This is a genomic window from Streptomyces sp. Y7 (assembly GCF_043195415.1).
Classification (GTDB): Bacteria; Actinomycetota; Actinomycetes; order Streptomycetales; family Streptomycetaceae; genus Streptomyces.
The window spans coordinates 198,026-213,927 of the sequence record NZ_JBIDDQ010000011.1; the positions used below are offsets into that span (position 1 = coordinate 198,026).

General features: G+C 71.8%; 15 protein-coding genes. 5 read left to right on the forward strand and 10 right to left on the reverse strand.

The window, feature by feature from the left end; all coding sequences use genetic code 11:
• Positions 1-55: 55 nt before the first annotated feature.
• The 3 genes from ACGFW6_RS26465 to ACGFW6_RS26475 all read right to left on the reverse strand — a co-directional run bounded on the left by ACGFW6_RS26465 (position 56) and on the right by ACGFW6_RS26475 (position 3,293).
• Positions 56-1,105 (reverse strand): Zn-dependent alcohol dehydrogenase, encoded by a 1,050-nt coding sequence (locus ACGFW6_RS26465; RefSeq protein ID WP_393514670.1) that lies wholly within the window; start codon positions 1,103-1,105, stop codon positions 56-58.
• A complete protein-coding gene (locus tag ACGFW6_RS26470) occupies positions 1,105-2,250 on the reverse strand; it encodes an acyl-CoA dehydrogenase family protein (protein ID WP_393514673.1) in 1,146 nt (381 codons plus the stop codon). The genes ACGFW6_RS26465 and ACGFW6_RS26470 overlap by 1 nt, the downstream gene beginning before the upstream one ends.
• Positions 2,251-2,381: 131 nt before the next feature.
• Positions 2,382-3,293 carry an SDR family oxidoreductase gene (locus tag ACGFW6_RS26475; protein WP_393514676.1) on the reverse strand — a complete coding sequence of 304 codons (912 nt, stop codon included), beginning with the start codon at positions 3,291-3,293 and terminating at the stop codon, positions 2,382-2,384.
• Between the two features lie 96 nt (positions 3,294-3,389).
• On the opposite strand from ACGFW6_RS26475, the gene ACGFW6_RS26480 reads away from it, so the two are divergent.
• Positions 3,390-4,316, forward strand: a complete 927-nt coding sequence (locus ACGFW6_RS26480; protein ID WP_393514679.1) for a cyclase family protein — start codon at positions 3,390-3,392, stop codon at positions 4,314-4,316.
• A 413-nt stretch (positions 4,317-4,729) separates the two neighbouring features.
• Here ACGFW6_RS26480 and ACGFW6_RS26485 read toward each other — a convergent pair whose 3' ends face one another.
• The 3 genes from ACGFW6_RS26485 to ACGFW6_RS26495 form a co-directional block, all read right to left on the reverse strand.
• Positions 4,730-5,191 (reverse strand): ATP-binding protein, encoded by a 462-nt coding sequence (locus ACGFW6_RS26485; RefSeq protein WP_393514759.1) that lies wholly within the window; start codon positions 5,189-5,191, stop codon positions 4,730-4,732.
• 508 nt (positions 5,192-5,699) lie between these two features.
• Positions 5,700-6,602 carry an acyl-CoA dehydrogenase family protein gene (locus ACGFW6_RS26490; RefSeq protein WP_393514682.1) on the reverse strand — a complete coding sequence of 301 codons (903 nt, stop codon included), beginning with the start codon at positions 6,600-6,602 and terminating at the stop codon, positions 5,700-5,702.
• Between the two features lie 3 nt (positions 6,603-6,605).
• Positions 6,606-7,739: an acyl-CoA dehydrogenase family protein gene (locus tag ACGFW6_RS26495; RefSeq protein ID WP_393514685.1), complete on the reverse strand. Its 1,134-nt coding sequence runs from the start codon at positions 7,737-7,739 to the stop codon at positions 6,606-6,608.
• A gap of 162 nt (positions 7,740-7,901) precedes the next feature.
• Here ACGFW6_RS26495 and ACGFW6_RS26500 point away from each other — a divergent pair, with 162 nt between their 5' ends.
• Entirely contained in the window at positions 7,902-9,434 is a 1,533-nt protein-coding gene (locus ACGFW6_RS26500) for a class I adenylate-forming enzyme family protein (RefSeq protein WP_393514688.1), read from the forward strand.
• Here the strand turns inward: ACGFW6_RS26500 and ACGFW6_RS26505 are convergent.
• Together ACGFW6_RS26505 and ACGFW6_RS26510 are read right to left on the reverse strand one after the other, a co-directional pair.
• Complete coding sequence (locus ACGFW6_RS26505; protein ID WP_393514691.1) at positions 9,413-9,925, reverse strand: EF-hand domain-containing protein; 513 nt, start codon at positions 9,923-9,925, stop codon at positions 9,413-9,415. The two genes, ACGFW6_RS26500 and ACGFW6_RS26505, sit on opposite strands and share 22 nt — an antisense overlap.
• A 161-nt stretch (positions 9,926-10,086) precedes the next feature.
• On the reverse strand, positions 10,087-10,467 hold the full coding sequence (locus ACGFW6_RS26510; protein ID WP_393514762.1) for an STAS domain-containing protein: 381 nt from the start codon (positions 10,465-10,467) through the stop codon (positions 10,087-10,089).
• A gap of 356 nt (positions 10,468-10,823) precedes the next feature.
• Between ACGFW6_RS26510 and ACGFW6_RS26515 the strand changes: the two genes are divergently transcribed.
• Together ACGFW6_RS26515 and ACGFW6_RS26520 are read left to right on the forward strand one after the other, a co-directional pair.
• Positions 10,824-11,408 carry a sigma-70 family RNA polymerase sigma factor gene (locus tag ACGFW6_RS26515; protein WP_393514694.1) on the forward strand — a complete coding sequence of 195 codons (585 nt, stop codon included), beginning with the start codon at positions 10,824-10,826 and terminating at the stop codon, positions 11,406-11,408.
• A 143-nt stretch (positions 11,409-11,551) separates the two neighbouring features.
• A complete protein-coding gene (locus ACGFW6_RS26520; RefSeq protein ID WP_393514765.1) occupies positions 11,552-12,811 on the forward strand; it encodes a maleylpyruvate isomerase N-terminal domain-containing protein in 1,260 nt (419 codons plus the stop codon).
• A gap of 168 nt (positions 12,812-12,979) precedes the next feature.
• On the opposite strand, the gene purU is transcribed toward ACGFW6_RS26520, so the two are convergent.
• Positions 12,980-13,861, reverse strand: coding sequence for a formyltetrahydrofolate deformylase (gene purU / locus ACGFW6_RS26525; RefSeq protein ID WP_393514697.1), 882 nt, complete (start codon positions 13,859-13,861; stop codon positions 12,980-12,982).
• A gap of 82 nt (positions 13,862-13,943) precedes the next feature.
• Positions 13,944-14,444, reverse strand: coding sequence for a hypothetical protein (locus tag ACGFW6_RS26530; RefSeq protein ID WP_393514699.1), 501 nt, complete (start codon positions 14,442-14,444; stop codon positions 13,944-13,946).
• Between the two features lie 117 nt (positions 14,445-14,561).
• Here ACGFW6_RS26530 and ACGFW6_RS26535 point away from each other — a divergent pair, with 117 nt between their 5' ends.
• Positions 14,562-15,872 carry an ABC transporter substrate-binding protein gene (locus ACGFW6_RS26535; protein ID WP_393514702.1) on the forward strand — a complete coding sequence of 437 codons (1,311 nt, stop codon included), beginning with the start codon at positions 14,562-14,564 and terminating at the stop codon, positions 15,870-15,872.
• Positions 15,873-15,902: the final 30 nt, after the last annotated feature.

A 15,902-nucleotide genomic window follows, 5' to 3' on the forward strand; every position in this document is an offset into this window, starting at 1 on the left:
GTGGCACCGGCGCCGGAAGGGACCCGTGCGCAGCGGCGGCGGTGCCACCGGGGCCTCAGAACGTCAGCACCCCGCGCGCCACCTTCCCCGCCTCCGCGTCCGCCGCCGCCCGTTCGAACTCCTCCACCGGATAGGTCTGCGTCACCAGTTCGTCCAGCATGAGCCGCCCGGCCCGGTACAGCTCCGCGTACAGGGCGATGTCCCGCTGCGGCCGGGAGGAGCCGTACCGGCAGCCCAGGATCGACTTGTCCAGGTACATCGACGACACCAGGAAGGACGCCTCGGCGGTGGCCGCCGGCACCCCGAGCAGCACGGCCTGCCCGTGCCGGTCGAGGAGGTCGACGGCGGCCCGGATCAACTCGACGCGCCCCACGCACTCGAAGGCGTGGTCCGCCCCCGTCGGCAGCAGTTCCCGTACCCCCTCCACCGACGTCAGGAAGTCCGTGGCCCCGAACTGCCGCGCCACCGCCTCCTTCGCCGGGTTGGCGTCCACGGCCACGATCCGCAGCGCGCCCGCGATCCGCGCCCCCTGGATGACGTTGAGCCCGATCCCGCCGGCGCCGATCACGACCACCCGGTCACCGCGGTCGACCCGCGCCCGGTTCAGCACGGCTCCCACGCCGGTCAGCACCCCGCAACCGATCAACGCGGCGGACGGCAGCGGAATGTCCTTGGGGATGCGCACCACCTGGACGGCCTTCACCACGGTCCGCTCAGCGAAGGCGGAGTTGGACGCGAACTGGAACACGGCCTGCTCGCCCCGCCGGAACGGCCTTCCCGGCCGTCCTATGGCCTGCCGGCACATGGTCGGCCGCCCCCGGTCGCACTCGGCGCACGCACCGCAGTTGGCGAGCGTGGACAGCGCCACATGATCTCCGGGCTCGACATGGGTGACGCCCACACCGACGGCCTCCACCACCCCCGCCCCCTCATGGCCCAGAACCACAGGAACCGGGAAGGGTATGGTCCCGTCCACCACCGACAGGTCGCTGTGGCACAACCCGGCCGCCGAGATGGACACGAGCACCTCACCCGGCCCCGGGTCCCGCACCTCCAGATCGTCCACGACCTCGACCCGCTTGCCGTCGAACATCACTGCGCGCATCAGACGACCCCCTTGGGCTCCCTGGGCAGACCGAGCACCCGCTCGGCGATGATCGTGCGCTGTACCTGGTCCGAACCGCCGTAGATCGTGTCGGCCCGGGAGAAGAGGAACAGGTGCTGAGCGGCGTCGAGTTCGTACGGTGCCGAGGGCGTCCACTCCCGCGGGCCCGCGCTCGCCGACGCACCGCGCACCTGCAACGCCAGCTCCCCGAGCCGCTGATGCCAGCCGCCCCACAGCAGCTTGGCCACGCTCGGCGCGCCCGCGTCGCCCGAACTGCCCAGCGTGCGCAGGGCGTTCCAGCGCATCACCCGCAGCTCGGCCCACTGCCGCACCATCCGTTCGCGCAGCACGGGATCCTCCACCGCGCCGGACCGCACCGCCGCGGCCACGACCCGTGCCAACTCCCCCGCGAACCCGATCTGCTGGGCGAGCGTGGACACCCCCCGCTCGAAGCCGAGCAGGCTCATCGCGACCTGCCAGCCCGCGCCCTCACCACCGACGACGTGCTCCGCGCGCGCACCGTCGAAGAAGACCTCGTTGAACTCGCTCGTACCGGTCATCTGCCGGATCGGCCGCACCTCGACACGCCCCGGCTGGTCCATCGGGACGAGCAGGAAGCTCAGCCCGTGATGGCGCCGGGAGTCAGGCTCGGTGCGGGCCAGCACGAAGCACCAGTCCGCCTCGTGGGCGAGGGAGGTCCAGATCTTCTGCCCGGTGACGCGGTACGTCCCGTCCGAGGCCCGCTCGCCCTTCGTCCGCACGCCGGCGAGGTCCGACCCCGCCCCGGGCTCGCTGTACCCCTGGCACCACAGCTCCTCCCCGAGCGCGACGGGCGGGAGGAACCGCGCCTTCTGTTCCTCGCTCCCGTGCGCGAGCAGCGTCGGCGCCAGCAGCTTCTCCCCGATGTGCCCGGACCGCGCCGGAGCCCCCGACCGCGCGTACTCCTCGGCCCACACGACCTGCTGGGTGAGCGTGCCGACCCGGTTCCCGTACCCGCCCTGACCCCACCCGAGCCCGATCCACCCGGCTTTCCCGAGGGCGCGCTCCCAGGCACGACGGTCCTGCGCGCTTTCCGTGTTCTCGGAGAGCCAGGCCCGCGCGCCCTCACGAAACTCCTCGTCCTCGGCGGCGAATTCAAAGTCCACGGCAACCTCCCAAGCGACGGTCGGATCTCCCACCTCAGGGGCGCGGGGCTGTGCCGATGTGCGGCTCCGCCGCGTGGGCGCGATCAGCCACACCGGGCCCGCGCCCGCCGGCCCAGCACGCCCCCGAGCCATCAGGCGTTCGGCCGGCTCCCGGCGCGCGCCGCCCTCTCCATCGCCTCCACCCTTGCCAGCATCGGCATCGGATCCACCCCGACGGTCCCCGGCAGCACCTCCGCGATCCGCTCCGGCGTCCAGGAACCCTCGGCATGGGCGGAACGCAGTTCCCGCGGCTGCGCCCACACCGCGATCTTCGGCCCGGCGACGGTGTACACCTGCCCCGTCACCCCGTGCTCCCGAGCCGCGTCCGACAGCAGGTAGATCACGAGCGCGGCCACGTCCTCCGGCTCCCCGATCTCCGCGAGCTCCATGGGCACGTTGGCCGACATCCGGGTACGGGCGACCGGCGCGACGGCGTTCGCCGTCACCCCGTACTTGTGCAGCCCGAGGGCGGCGCTGCGCACGAGCGAGATGATCCCGCCCTTGGCCGCGCTGTAGTTGGCCTGCGAGACCGACCCCTGATGGTTGCCGCTGGTGAACCCGATCAGCGTCCCGGCCCGCTGCCGGCGCATCACGGCCGAGGCGGCGCGGAACACGGTGAACGTGCCCTTCAGGTGGGTGGCGACCACCGGGTCCCACTCCTCCTCGGTCATGTTGAACAGCATCCGCTCGCGCAGGATCCCGGCGACGCACACGACCCCGTCGAGGCGTCCGTACGACGACAGCGCCGTGTCCACGATCCGCTGGCCGCCGGCCATCGTGGAGACGTCGTCGGCGACGGCGACCGCTTCCCCGCCCGCCGCCTCGATCTCCTTGACCACGGCCTCGGCGACCTCGCTCGTGGGCGAGGCCCCGTCCATGGACACGCCGTAGTCGTTGACGACCACGCGCGCGCCCTCGGCCGCGGCGGCGAGCGCGACCGCCCTTCCGATGCCCCGCCCGGCGCCCGTCACGGCGACGACCTTGCCTGCCAAGAAGTTCCCCACGCCCCGGCCCCTTCCCGCAGTTTCTGACGGTCCGTTAGATTCGACTTGATTCTACGACCCGTCAGATACGCGGAGACAAGCCCCGGGGAGGGACTCATGTCACTGCCGGACGCGTTCCACGAGATCGCCAAGCGCGTGAACAACTGGGGGCGTTGGGGCGCCGACGACGAGATCGGCACCCTGAACCTCATCACCGACGAGGTCGTCCGCGAGGCGGCGGCCTGCGTCCGCACCGGCCGTCGCGTCCCGCTCGCCCTGCCACTGAAGGAGGACGGCGTGCAGAGCGGGATGATCCCGGGACGCGTCAACCCCCTGCACACGATGGTGCAGATCAACCAGGAGCTGTTCGGGCCCGGAACCGTGGCGTGCAGCGACGACGCCGTGACCATGGGCCTGCAGGCGGCCACCCACTGGGACGCGCTCACCCATGTCTCGCACTCGGGCCGGCTCTACAACGGCCGTCCCGCCGGCACCATCACCGCGCACGGCGGCGCCGAGTTCAGCGGCATCGACAAGGCGCGGCACATCGTCTCGCGCGGGGTGCTGCTCGACGTGGCACGCGCGCGTGGCGTCGCCCGGCTCGACGGCGGACACGCGGTCACCCCGGAGGACCTGGAGGCGGCCGAGGAACTCGCGGGCACGCGCGTGCGTGCGGGCGACGTCGTGCTCGTGCGGACGGGGCAGATCCAGGTGTATCTCGCCGGCGACAAGCACGCGTACGGCTATCCCTCGCCCGGCCTCTCGATCCGTACGCCGGAGTGGTTCCACGCCCGCGACGTGGCGGCGGTCGCCAACGACACCCTCACGTTCGAGATCTTTCCGCCCGAGACGGAGGATCTGTGGCTGCCGGTGCACGCCCTCGACCTGGTGGAGATGGGGATGCTCCAGGGGCAGAACTGGAATCTCGAAGAGTTGTCCACAGCCTGTGGACAAGAGGGCCGCTACGCGTTTCTGCTGTCGGCGATGCCCGAGCCCTTCGTCGGCGGCACGGGGACGCCCGTCGCACCCGTGGCAGTGCTCTGACGTCGGGTGAGGCCGGCTGGCGGCGCGGCTCCCCCAGCCTTCGGTCGCGCCCGGACGGGAGGCACCCCATCCACCCCGGGCACGGCACCGCGCGCCGCCATCCGACTCCGGCGTACCCACCCATCGGTCTCCCCCGGCCCCGAAGGAGACCGACGCCGATTCACGACCCACGCTCGGCAAGGGCTTCCGTCACCGAAGTCCTCGTCGTCCCCTCACGGCGAATCGCTGACCACAAGCGTGATCAGCCGGACACGCGGCGTCAACACCCACTCGGAGATTTGTTAGTTACGCCCCATTTTTCGAAGGCGCGCACAGAAGCATGCCCGGGCGCATCCCTACATACCCGAGCCGAGGGGACAGCGCTTTCTGCAACCGTGCTCCGGATCCGCCGGAGTTGAACGGCCGTGCGCCCGTCACACCGCCTCGTACGCGAGCCCTTCGTACGCCGAGGATCCACTGCCGTAGGCCGCCGCGGCGCCCTGCGAGTCGGCGGTGCGGTCCAGTTCGCACCAGATCCGCTTGCCGCCCCCCTCGGAGCACCAGCCCCACCGGTCCGCGAGGCCGTCGACGAGGGCGAGGCCCCGGCCGCCCGTGGCGTCGCCGTCGGCGCAGCGGGGCACGGGTGCGCGACCGCTGCGGTCGGCCACCTCCAGGCGGACGGTGGCGGCGTCCTGGGCCGCTCCGGGGAGGGACAGGCGCAGCACGGCCGGGCAGCCGGTGTGCACGACGGCGTTGGTGACGAGTTCGGAGACGAGCAGGATCAGGGTCTCGGCGAGCGGTTCGTCGGCGCCTATCCCGGAACCGGCGAGCCGGGAGCGGGCCCACCGCCGGGCTCGCCCCACCTCAGCGGGGTCGGGCCGGATCTCCAGCTGCACTTGAAGCACCTGCACCGCTCACACCATCCGAACCGGCGGACACAAAGCCCCGCGCCTCACGAGGGCCACGATCCTAGCCATTCTCTTCATGACCAGATCAATGGCCGGAGCCAGGGTCACGGAACGTGAATCCCTTAGCTGACAGCATGGTTGACGTACAGTCACCCCAACAAGCGCTTCGGGCATATTCCAGCGTGAAGGAGTACCCGTGCGGCATACTGTGCGACGCTTGTCGCGGGGAGTCGAACAGGCGGGGGCCGACCGCCCTCGCGCCTTGCGAGCAGCGGCGCGCACCGCCGGATCCGGAGCCGCCTCGAAGGCAACTCCGGCATGGCTCGTGCTCGGAACCACTCGCATCTCACACAAGGTACCGGAGCAGGCGGCCGACTCCAGGCCGTGACGAGTCACGCATAGGACACAACCCGATATCAACGCTCCGTGATTCCGGTATGCCACGATCCGCGACATCCGCGCGGGCGCCGTCGGCGATACCGCAGACCAGAGGCCTTCACGCCGTCTCGACGAGAAGCTCGGCGGCCAATCGCTCCTCACTCTCCGTAGCGTCACTCGTACGATGCGTTCGCACCCATGCGCGTTTCAGATGCAGGTGGACCTCGAACTCCCAGGTGAATCCCATGCCGCCGTGCACCTGCAGACAGTCGCGGGCGCCGCGCACGGCGGCCTCGTCGGCGAGCAGCCGCGCGGTGTCGATGTCGGCCGGGTCGGCGGTGACGGCGGCCGCGTAGACGGCGGCGCGGGCGGTCTCGGTGCGCACCAGCATCTCCGCGCACAGGTGCTTCACCGCCTGGAAGGCTCCGATCGGCCGCCCGAACTGCTCACGCGTCCGGGCGTGTTGCGCCGCGAGTTCGCACGCGCGTGTGGCGCTGCCCAGTTGTTCGGCGGCGGTCAGGAGCACGGCGACGGGGCCGGCTCCGGGCGCTGCGGGAATCCGGTCCGAAGGGGAGCCGGGGACCCGGTGCAGCGGGGTCAGCGGATCGACCGACCGCAGCGGCAGCGCACCCGTCGCGTCGCCCCGGACGACGTCCGCCCCGGTCAGCCATTCCACGAGCCCGCGCCCGCCGACGTCCGTCACGACCGTCTCCCCCGTGGCCGCGCCCGGCACCTCGCCCGCCGCGAGGTGGGTGGCCACGAGCGGCCCCGGCAGCAGCGCCCTCCCGGCCTCCTCGAAGGCCAACACCGCCTCCGGCAGCCCGAGTCCGACGCCGCCCGCCGGCTCGGGCAGCCGCAGCGCGAAGAACCCGGCCGCGCCGAGCTCGCGCCACAGCCCCCTCTCCAGTCGCCCGGGCTGCTCCACGGCGGCGCGCAGTTGCTGCGGGCCGAAGCGCCGCGTCAGCAGCTCCCGCACCCCCGCACGCAACGCCCGCTGGTCCTCGGTCAGTTGGAAACGCATGCGTCACCGCTCCTTCGGCAGCCCGAGAATCCGCTCACCCACGATGTTCCGCTGGATCTGCGAGGTGCCCGCCGCGATGGTGTACGACAGCGAGGACAGCCGGTCGGGCATCCACGGACGGTCGAGGTCCAGCGAGGCGGGCCCCAGCACGTCGGCGGCGGCGTCGAAGAGCTCCTGGCGGGCGTGCGAGTACCTCAGTTTGAAAACCGAACCCCCGACGCCGGGTATCCCGTCGGCGGCCTCCGCCTCGCTCACGTTCCACTGCGTCAGCCGCCACAGCGCCCGGAACTCCGCGTTCAGCCGCCCCAGCCTGCGCCGCAGCACCGCGTCGGCCCAGCGGCCGTTGTCGCGGGCCTCGGCGGCGAGGTCGCGCAGCACCCGGCGGCAGGCGACCACCTCGCCCACGAAGGCCGTGCCGCGCTCGAAGGACAGGGTCACCATCGTCACGCGCCAGCCGTCGTTCTCCGCGCCGACCCGGTTGGCGACGGGCACCCGCACCTCGTCGAGGAACATCTCGGCGAACTCGGTGGTGCCGGCGAGGGTCTTGAGCGGGCGTACGGTGATGCCCGGCGCGTCCATGGGCATGGCCAGCCAGCTGATGCCGCGGTGTTTGGGGGCGGCGGGGTCGGTGCGCACCAACAGCTCGCACCAGTCGGCGACTTCGGCGTGCGAGGTCCAGATCTTGGATCCGCTGACCACGTAGTCGTCGCCGTCCCGGTACGCGCGCGTGCGCAGTGCCGCGAGGTCGGACCCGGCGTCCGGTTCGCTGAAGCCCTGGCACCACACCTCCTGGCCGCGCAGGATCGGCGGCAGCCAGCGTTCCCGCTGCCGGCCGGTGCCCTCGGCGGCGATGGTGGGCCCGGCGTGCAGCAGCCCGACGAAGCCCGCGCCCACATAGGGGGCGCCCGCCTTCTCGGTCTCCTCCAGGAAGATCAGCCGCAGGGTCGGGGACGCGTCCCAGTGGACGTCGCCGTACCCGGCGTCGTACAGCGTGCGCTGCCAGCCGAGGTCGTAGGCGCGGCGTCCCGGCCAGTCCTCGGGGGACGGCTTCGGGGGCAGTGCGGGCAGCGCCTTGGCCAGCCACTCCCGCAGCCGCGCCCGGAACTCCTCCTCGTCCGGCGTGTACGCGAGGTCCATGCCGTCCTCCATATCTGACGACGCGTCAGCTATAGCCCTGCGGGAAGGCTAAGTCCCGCACCCCTGGACCGACAAGGCATCCCGCCCTACGCTCTGCCCACGATCTGACACATCGTCAGCTATGTCGTCGAGACCACGACCGCTTGGTGGCAGGGGGCCGTCATGAACGACACCGCGCACGCCCTGAGTTCCTCCCGTACCCTCTGGGACCTGCTCGCCCGCCGCGCCGGCCTCACCCCCGACCGTCCGGTCCTCCTCCAGGACGACCGCACCCTCACCTTCGGCGCGCTGCACGCGCGCGCCGAACGCGTCGCGGCCGGCCTGTACGACATGGGCGTACGCCCCGGCACGGTCGTCGCCTGGCAGTTGCCGACCCGCGTCGAGACGGCCCTGCTGTCCTTCGCGCTGGCACGCCTCGGAGCCGTGCAGTCGCCGGTCATCCCCTTCTACCGGGACCGCGAAGTCGGCTTCGCGCTGCGGGAGTCGAAGGCGGAGTTCTTCGCGGTGCCGGGCGTGTGGCGGGGCTTCGACCACACCGAGATGGCCCGGCGCCTCGGCGCGAAGGGGATCTTCGAGGCGTACGGCACCCTGCCCGACGGCGATCCCGCCGTGCTGCCCCCGCCGCCCGCCGAGGGCACCTCGGTGCGCTGGATCTACTGGACCTCGGGGACGACCTCGGATCCCAAGGGCGTCCTGCACACCGACCGTTCGCTGATCGCGGGCGGCTCCTGCCTCGGCCACGCCCTGCGCCCCACGTCCGCGGACGTCGGCTCCATCGCCTTCCCCTACGCCCACATAGGCGGCCCCGACTACATGGTGATGGTCCTGCTGTACGGCTTCCCGGCGGTGCTGTTCGAGCAGTTCGCGATGCCCGACGCGCTGGCGGGGTACCGCAGGCACGGCGTCACCATCGCGGGTGGCTCGACGGCGTTCTACTCGATGTTCCTCGCCGAACAGCGCAGGCAGCCCGACGGCGCGAAGGCCGTCCCCACGCTGCGGCTGCTCGCGGGCGGCGGCGCCCCGAAGCCGCCGGAGCTCTATCACTGCGTGGTCCGCGAGATGGGCGTGCAGCTGACGCACGGATACGGCATGACCGAGGTGCCGATGATCACGATGGGGGCGCCGGACGACACGGCGGAGAACCTGGCGACGACGGAGGGACGGCCGCCGCGGGAGATGGAGATCCGGATCGTCGAGGGGGAGGTGCGGCTGCGCGGCGAGGCGGTGTGCCGGGGCTATCTGGATCCGGCGCAGACGGCGGCGGCCTTCGACGAGGACGGTTTCCTGCGCACCGGTGACCTCGGGCACCTGACCGGCAGCGGGCATCTGGTGCTCACCGGCCGGCTGAAGGACGTGATCATCCGCAAGGGCGAGAACATCTCGGCGAAGGAGATCGAGGATCTGCTGCACCGGCATCCGGCCGTCGGGGACGTCGCGGTCATCGGGCTGCCGGACGCGGAGCGCGGCGAACGGGTCTGCGCGGTCGTCGAGCAGCCGGCCGGCGCCCCGGGGCTGACCCTGGAGGCTCTGACGTCGTATCTGCGCGGGGAAGGGCTGTCGACGCACAAGCTGCCGGAGCAGCTGGAGGTGGTGGACGCCCTTCCGCGCAACGAGACCCTGCGGAAGGTCCTCAAGTACAAGCTCAGGGAGCGGTACTCGGGAAAGGCGCCGGGCTACTCGGGGACGGTGAAGTAGCGGGCGAAGGCGGTGACGACCTCGCCCTCGGCCACCTTGCCGTCGCCGTCCGCGTCGAGCGTGCCCGCGGCGGCCTGCGCCACGTCCCGCGGCACACCGAGGCAGACGAGCACGCGCGCGGTGTCGGCGAGGGTGGCGGAGCCGTCGCCGTCGGTGTCGGCCACGGCGAGGGCGGCGTGCAGGAAGGGGCGGGCGATCTCGGCGAACCGGTCGGGGTTGTCGCGCAGGCGCTTGACCGCGCCGTTCACGAACTCCTCGCGGGTGATCCGCTGGTCGCCGTCGCGGTCCGCTATCCCGGCCATGCCCTGCCAGAACGCCTCGGCGCCGATGTACAGGGCCTGGCCCTTGTCGGAGCGGGCCGTGGTGTCGAACTCCGCGAGCAGCGCCTTGGCCGCCCCCACGAAGTCCTCCCGGTCGATGTAGCCGTTGCCGTCCTGGTCGAAGGTGGCGAACCGGGCCGCGATCCTGCGCTCGTACTCGCTGCTGACCATGTCTTTTCGGGCCGCCTCACGTCGTCGGGTTCATCTGTCACGGAGCGTACGACGCCGAGAGCCGTCCGGGCGCGGGAAAGGGGCCGTTGTGCCAAGACCGGGGGAATTTTGGGACAACGATGTGGCACAGACGTGCGGAAGGGCGTACGCGGGGCGGGCGCTCAGGCGGACAGCGGGCCGGCCTCGTCCTTGACGGCCGTCGCCAGGTCGGGATGCACGTCGAAGAGCCGGCGCACCCCGAGCGCGCCGAGCACCCGGTTCACGTGCGACCCCTCCGCCGCGCCCTGCGCCGGGAGTATCAGCCGCAGGCTGCCCTGGCAGGAGCGGATCAGCCGGCGGGCGGCGATGAGCACGCCGACCCCGCTGGAATCGCAGAACAGGACCTCGGAGAGGTCGAGGACCAGACTGTGACGTCCCTCGGCCACCACGTCGTGGATGTGCTGGCGCAATCCGGGCGAGGTCACCAGATCCAGCTCGCCCGACACCTGGAGCACGGCCCAGTCGCCGCGTTCGCCGCCGGTCACTTTGAACGTCACCACCATGCCCCTCGCTCGCTGAAACGGAAGCGCCACCTACGCTTCCTTGCAGCGCGGCTGCCCAGCGGCTGTTCCCTGAAACACCCTCCAGAAAACGGTCACCGATCAGAAAAGGCTTGTTTCCATCGCATTCGATCCTGTTCGATCGTGTCTGATCATGTGGTGACCGGGTAGCCGAGCGATGCGCGCGTCTCCTCCCGCACGCGAGGGGCCCCTATCACGAGTGCGAGGTGTGTCACCAGCCATGGCTCTACAAGGGGCGCACATTGCGACAAAGGGGCGTGCGCGTCGGACCGTGCCGACTACATTCGGGGAGACGGCAGACGCACGCTGGACCGGGACGGACCCGTGAGGGGGGCCTTATGGCGAAGAAGGACGCACCGCCCCGCTGGGACCGCAAGATGCAGCAGCGGCTGGCGCGCGGCGAGGCGGCCGCCCTCGGCGAGCTCTACGACCGGTTCGCCTCCCTGGTGCACGGCCTCGCCCACACCGTGCTGGGCGACGAGCGCGCCGCCGACCACATCACCCGCGAGGTCTTCGCCCATGTCTGGGAGCACCCGGACGGCTACGACCCCAAGCAGGGCCCGCTGCGCTCCTGGGTCGCCACCCTGACCCACCGGCTCGCCGTGCAGCGGCTGCGCGCCACCGAGACCGCCGCCCTCGCCGAGGCCGGCCACGGCTCCACCGAGGAGCTGGAGCGCAAGGTGCGGCACGCCTCGGTCGCCGCCCGCGCCGACTACATCGTCCAGTCCATGCCCGTACCGCTGCGCGCCGCCCTGGAGCTGGCCTACTTCCAGCGCCGCGACTACCGCCAGACCGCCGTCGACCTCGGCGTCACCGAGGACGAGGCCCGCCGCCGGCTGCGTCTGGGCCTGCAACTGCTGTCCACCGCCCATGACGCCGGAACCGCCCCGGGCGCTCCGCCGGGATACGGGGGTGCGGCATGAACGACGCCGGACGCTTCGAGGCGTACGACAACGATGACAACGACGACGACAACAAGCCGTACGACGGCTCGCCCCACGGCGACGGACCTCACCAGGACCAGGAGGACAACGGTCCCGCGGACGCGAGCCGCGCGGCCGACGGCATGAACAGCAGCGGCGACGGCGACGACCAGCACCCCGCGACGAAGCCCGCCCCGGACCGCCCGCCCCGCATACCCCTGCCCCGCGCCTCCGTCGAGGACACCGGACAACCGCTGCCCGACGCGGTGCCGCGCCCCGCCCCCCTCGCCCTGGACCACCGTGTGCTGAAGTCACTGCTCGGCGCGTGGGCGCTGGCCGCCTGCTCGCCCCAGGAGACGGCGGCCGTCGAGGAGCACCTCGGCGACTGCGGCTCCTGCGCGGACGAGGCACTGCGGCTGCGCGAGGCCGTCGGCCTGCTGCACCCCGCCGAGAGCCTCGACCTCGACCCGTCCCTGCGCGCCCGCGTCCTCCAGGGTTGCCTGGAGCGGCGCCCGCCGCGCATCCCGGTACCCGACTGGGCCGCGCCGTACGACGCCGAGACGGCCCGCCTCGACGCGCTGCTCCAGGACTTCGGGGACGCCGAGTGGCACGCGCCCGTGCGGCTGCGGTGGTTCCGCGGGGACGAGCCGACCAGCCGCCGTACGACCGTCGCCGGGGTCATCGCGCATCTGCTGACGGTGGACGGACTGGTGGCCGTCGCCCTCGGACTCGCGGACCCGATGGGCGAGGTGGCCGCGGACCGGGCGACCCCGTCCGGGCGCACGGAGGCGTACTGGCGGGCCTCGCACTACCCGCCGACCCGCGCGGTACGCGCCCCCTGGCGCGAGCAGACCCACGACCTGGTCCGCACGGTGTCCTTCACGGGTGGCGGCGCGGGCGGACTGTCCGTGCCCTACGGCGACTTCGAGCTGCCCCTGCACGACGCGATGCTGGACCGCGCCTTCGAGTGCTGGGTGCACGCCGAGGACATCGCCGACGCGGTGGACTACCCGTACGATCCGCCGTCCGGCAGCGCTCTGCACCACATGGTCGACCTGGCGGCCCGCATGCTCCCGACGGTGCTGTCGGCCCGCCGCCAGGCCGGACTCGCGGCCCCGACGCCGGGTCCGCACCGCCATCTCGTGCCCGCCGGCGAGCCCGGCCGGAGCCTGCGGCTGGAGATCGAGGGTTCGGGCGGCGGCGAGTGGCTGATCCCGCTGGACTCACCGGCGGCGGTGGGCTCCGCGGAGCACGAGGTGGCCCATGTGGCGCTGGACGGCGCGGAGTTCTGCCGGCTGGCGGCGGGCCATGTGCCGCCGGAGGAGGCCGCGGCGGGCCAGGTCGGGGACCGTACGGCGATCAGGGATGTCTTGTTCGCGGCGGCGAGCCTGAGCCGGATGTGAGGGGTCGGGCACGGATTCGTCGGCGGCTGCGGGCGAGTGGGGGCCGGTCGCGCAGTTCCCCGCGCCCCTTGCGGTACGTGCACTGAACGCGCCCTTCAGGGGCGCGGGGAACTGCGCGAGCGACCACGAAACACCCGCAGCCGCCCCGGACCAGTCGGCCCCGAGCTGCTAGGCGAACACGACCGTCCGCCGCCCGTTCAGCAGAATCCGACGCTCCGCATGCCACTTCACGGCTCGCGCCAGCGCCTGGCACTCCACGTCCCGCCCGACCGCCACCAGTTGGTCCGGGGTGACGCCGTGCCCGACCCGCTCGACCTCCTGCTCGATGATCGGCCCCTCGTCGAGGTCGGCGGTGACGTAGTGCGCGGTCGCGCCGATGAGCTTGACGCCCCTGGTGTGCGCCTGGTGGTACGGCTTCGCGCCCTTGAAGCTCGGCAGGAACGAGTGGTGGATGTTGATGATCCGCCCGCTCAACTGCTTGCACAGGTCGTCCGAGAGGACCTGCATGTAGCGGGCCAGCACGACCAGCTCCACGTTCTCGCCGCGCACGATCTCCAGGACCTGCGCCTCGGCCTCGGGCTTGTTGTCCCTGGTCACCGGGATGTGGTGGAAGGGGATGTCGTACGACCCCACGAGTTCGGCGAAGTCGGTGTGGTTGGACACCACGGCGGCGATCTCCACCGGCAGCGCCCCGATGCTGGCGCGGAACAACAGGTCGTTCAGGCAGTGCCCGAACTTGCTGACCATCAGCAGGACCCGCATCTTCTCCTCGGCCCGGTGGATCTGCCACTCCATCTGGAAGGAGTCACCGATCGCCGCGAAGCTCGCCCGCAGCTTGTCCACCGTCACCGGCGCCTCCGCCGAGAAGTGGACGCGCATGAAGAACAGTCCCGTGTCGTGGTCGCCGAACTGCTGGCTGTCCTCGATGTTGCAGCCGGTCATGAAGAGGTAGCTCGACACGGCGTGCACGATGCCCTGCTTGTCCGGGCAGGACAGCGTCAGGACGTACTGTTCGGCGGGAACCGCGGCTCGGGTGGACTGCTCGTTCATGCAGCACAGGGTCCCATATCCCACGCCCCCGGCGGGCGGCCGTCCCGCTCCCCGGACCGTCCGCCCGGCACGGGCGGGACCGTCACGCGGAACGCGTCATGATCCGCAGCACCTCGAGCGTGCGCGGCGGAGCCTCCGGGTCCTCGCCGTCGGCCGTGGCCATCCGCACGTGCGCGTCCCGCGCCGCCCGCACCGCCTCCGGCCACTGCTGGTTCTCCATGTAGGCGGAGACCGGCGCGTCCGGGCCGACCTGGTGCATGATCCGCAGCACCCGCAGCACAGCGGTGTCGACGAGCGCCGCCTCCTGCGAGTCCCTGAATATCGTGCCGACGTACTTCTCGGCGGACCAGTTGTCCAGCCAGGTGTCCTCGACCAGGCGGTAGACGGCGTCGGTCACGTCGCCGTAGCCGTCGACCCCGGCGAGCCAGACGTCGCGCTGGAACACCGGGTCGGAGAGCATGTGCAGCGCGGAGCGCACATTGCTGCGCCAGCGCCACCACGGCATGTCGTTGAGTGGCATGCCGCCCATGGTGGATGAGCGACGGCCGCGACGGGAAGAGCTATCCGAACCTTGCACGGTCACCGATCGTACGTTCCTGTTCATTCGCGCCTCATCCGCCCCCGCAATTCACCTTCTGGTCACCTATGGATAACCAAGGGTCACGCGCAGGTTTGTTGTGTGGCGGAATCGTGCGTGTCCATGACCGGCAGGCCACGCATGCGCAGCACTCTCCTCCCCATGATCACCAACCGGGCCGTCAGAGCGGGCTTCCGCTCGACGGCAGCAGTGGTGGCGTGTGCGTCACTCGCCGTCGGATGCGGTGTCATCCCTGGTACCACGGGGGGTTCCGGGGATGACACGATCACGGTGATGACCTGGGCTCCCCAGGACACCAAGGCGACCAACAAGCCCGGCATGCCGGCCTTCGCGCAGGCGTACGCCCGCTGGGTCAACGCCCACGGCGGCCTCGGCGGCCGCACGCTGAAGGTCATCACCTGCAACGACCACAACGACAGCGTCGCCGCGGCCAAGTGCGCCGACCGCGCGGTCGAGGAGAACGTCGCCGCCGTCGTCGGCTCCTACAGCCAGTACGGCGACACCTTCCTGCCCTCCCTGGAGGGCGCCGGCATCCCGTACATAGGCGGCTACGGCGTCACCAACGCCGAGTTCACCAGCCCGCTCTCCTACCCCGTCAACGGCGGCCAGCCCACCCTCCTGGCCGGCCTCGGCCGCGAGCTGGCCCGCAGCTGCGGCCCCGTCGCGCTGGTGCGGCCCGACACCATCGCGGGCGACGAACTGCCGCCGCTGCTCGACTCCGGCCTCCGCTCGGGCGGGCACTCCGCCCCCGACGACCAGCTGGCCGACGAGGACGCGACCGCGTACGACGCGCAGTCGACGCGGGCCCTGAACTACTCCGCCACCGGCCAGACGGCCAAGAAGGGCTGCGTGGTGCCCGCCCTCGGCGACCGCACCAGCACCTTCATGGACTCCTTCCGGCGCGCCCGCGAGGACTACCCCACCGTGCGCACCGCCACCGTCCTCGGCAGCGTCGACCAGACCGTGATCAACGCGACCGGCGGGGCCTCGACGTACGACGGCTCGTACATCACCGGCTGGTACCCGGTCGCGAGCGACCCGCGCTGGGACCCGATGAAGAAGGTCATCAGCGAGCAGGCGTTCGGCGACAATCGCATCGACCCCGCGGACGCCGGGGTGCAGACGACGTGGATCGCGTACACCGTGCTCAAGAAGGTCGTCGAGTCGCTCGGCGACGGCGCGGTGACCGCCGACTCCGTGCGGGGCGCCCTGAACGGGGGCCTGAAGGTCCCCACGGGCGGCCTGACGCCGACCCTGCGCTGGAAGTTCCAGGACGTCCTGGCCGGAGTCGGCTTCCCCCGGCTGGTCAACCGTGCGGTGACCCTCCAGGTCGTCCGGGAGGGCCGGCTGGTGGCCGCCCGCAAGGGCTTCATCGACGTGACGAAGACGCTGCAGAGCGCCGACGTGAACTGACCGCCGGGCCCGGCCGCCGCGCTTCCCGCG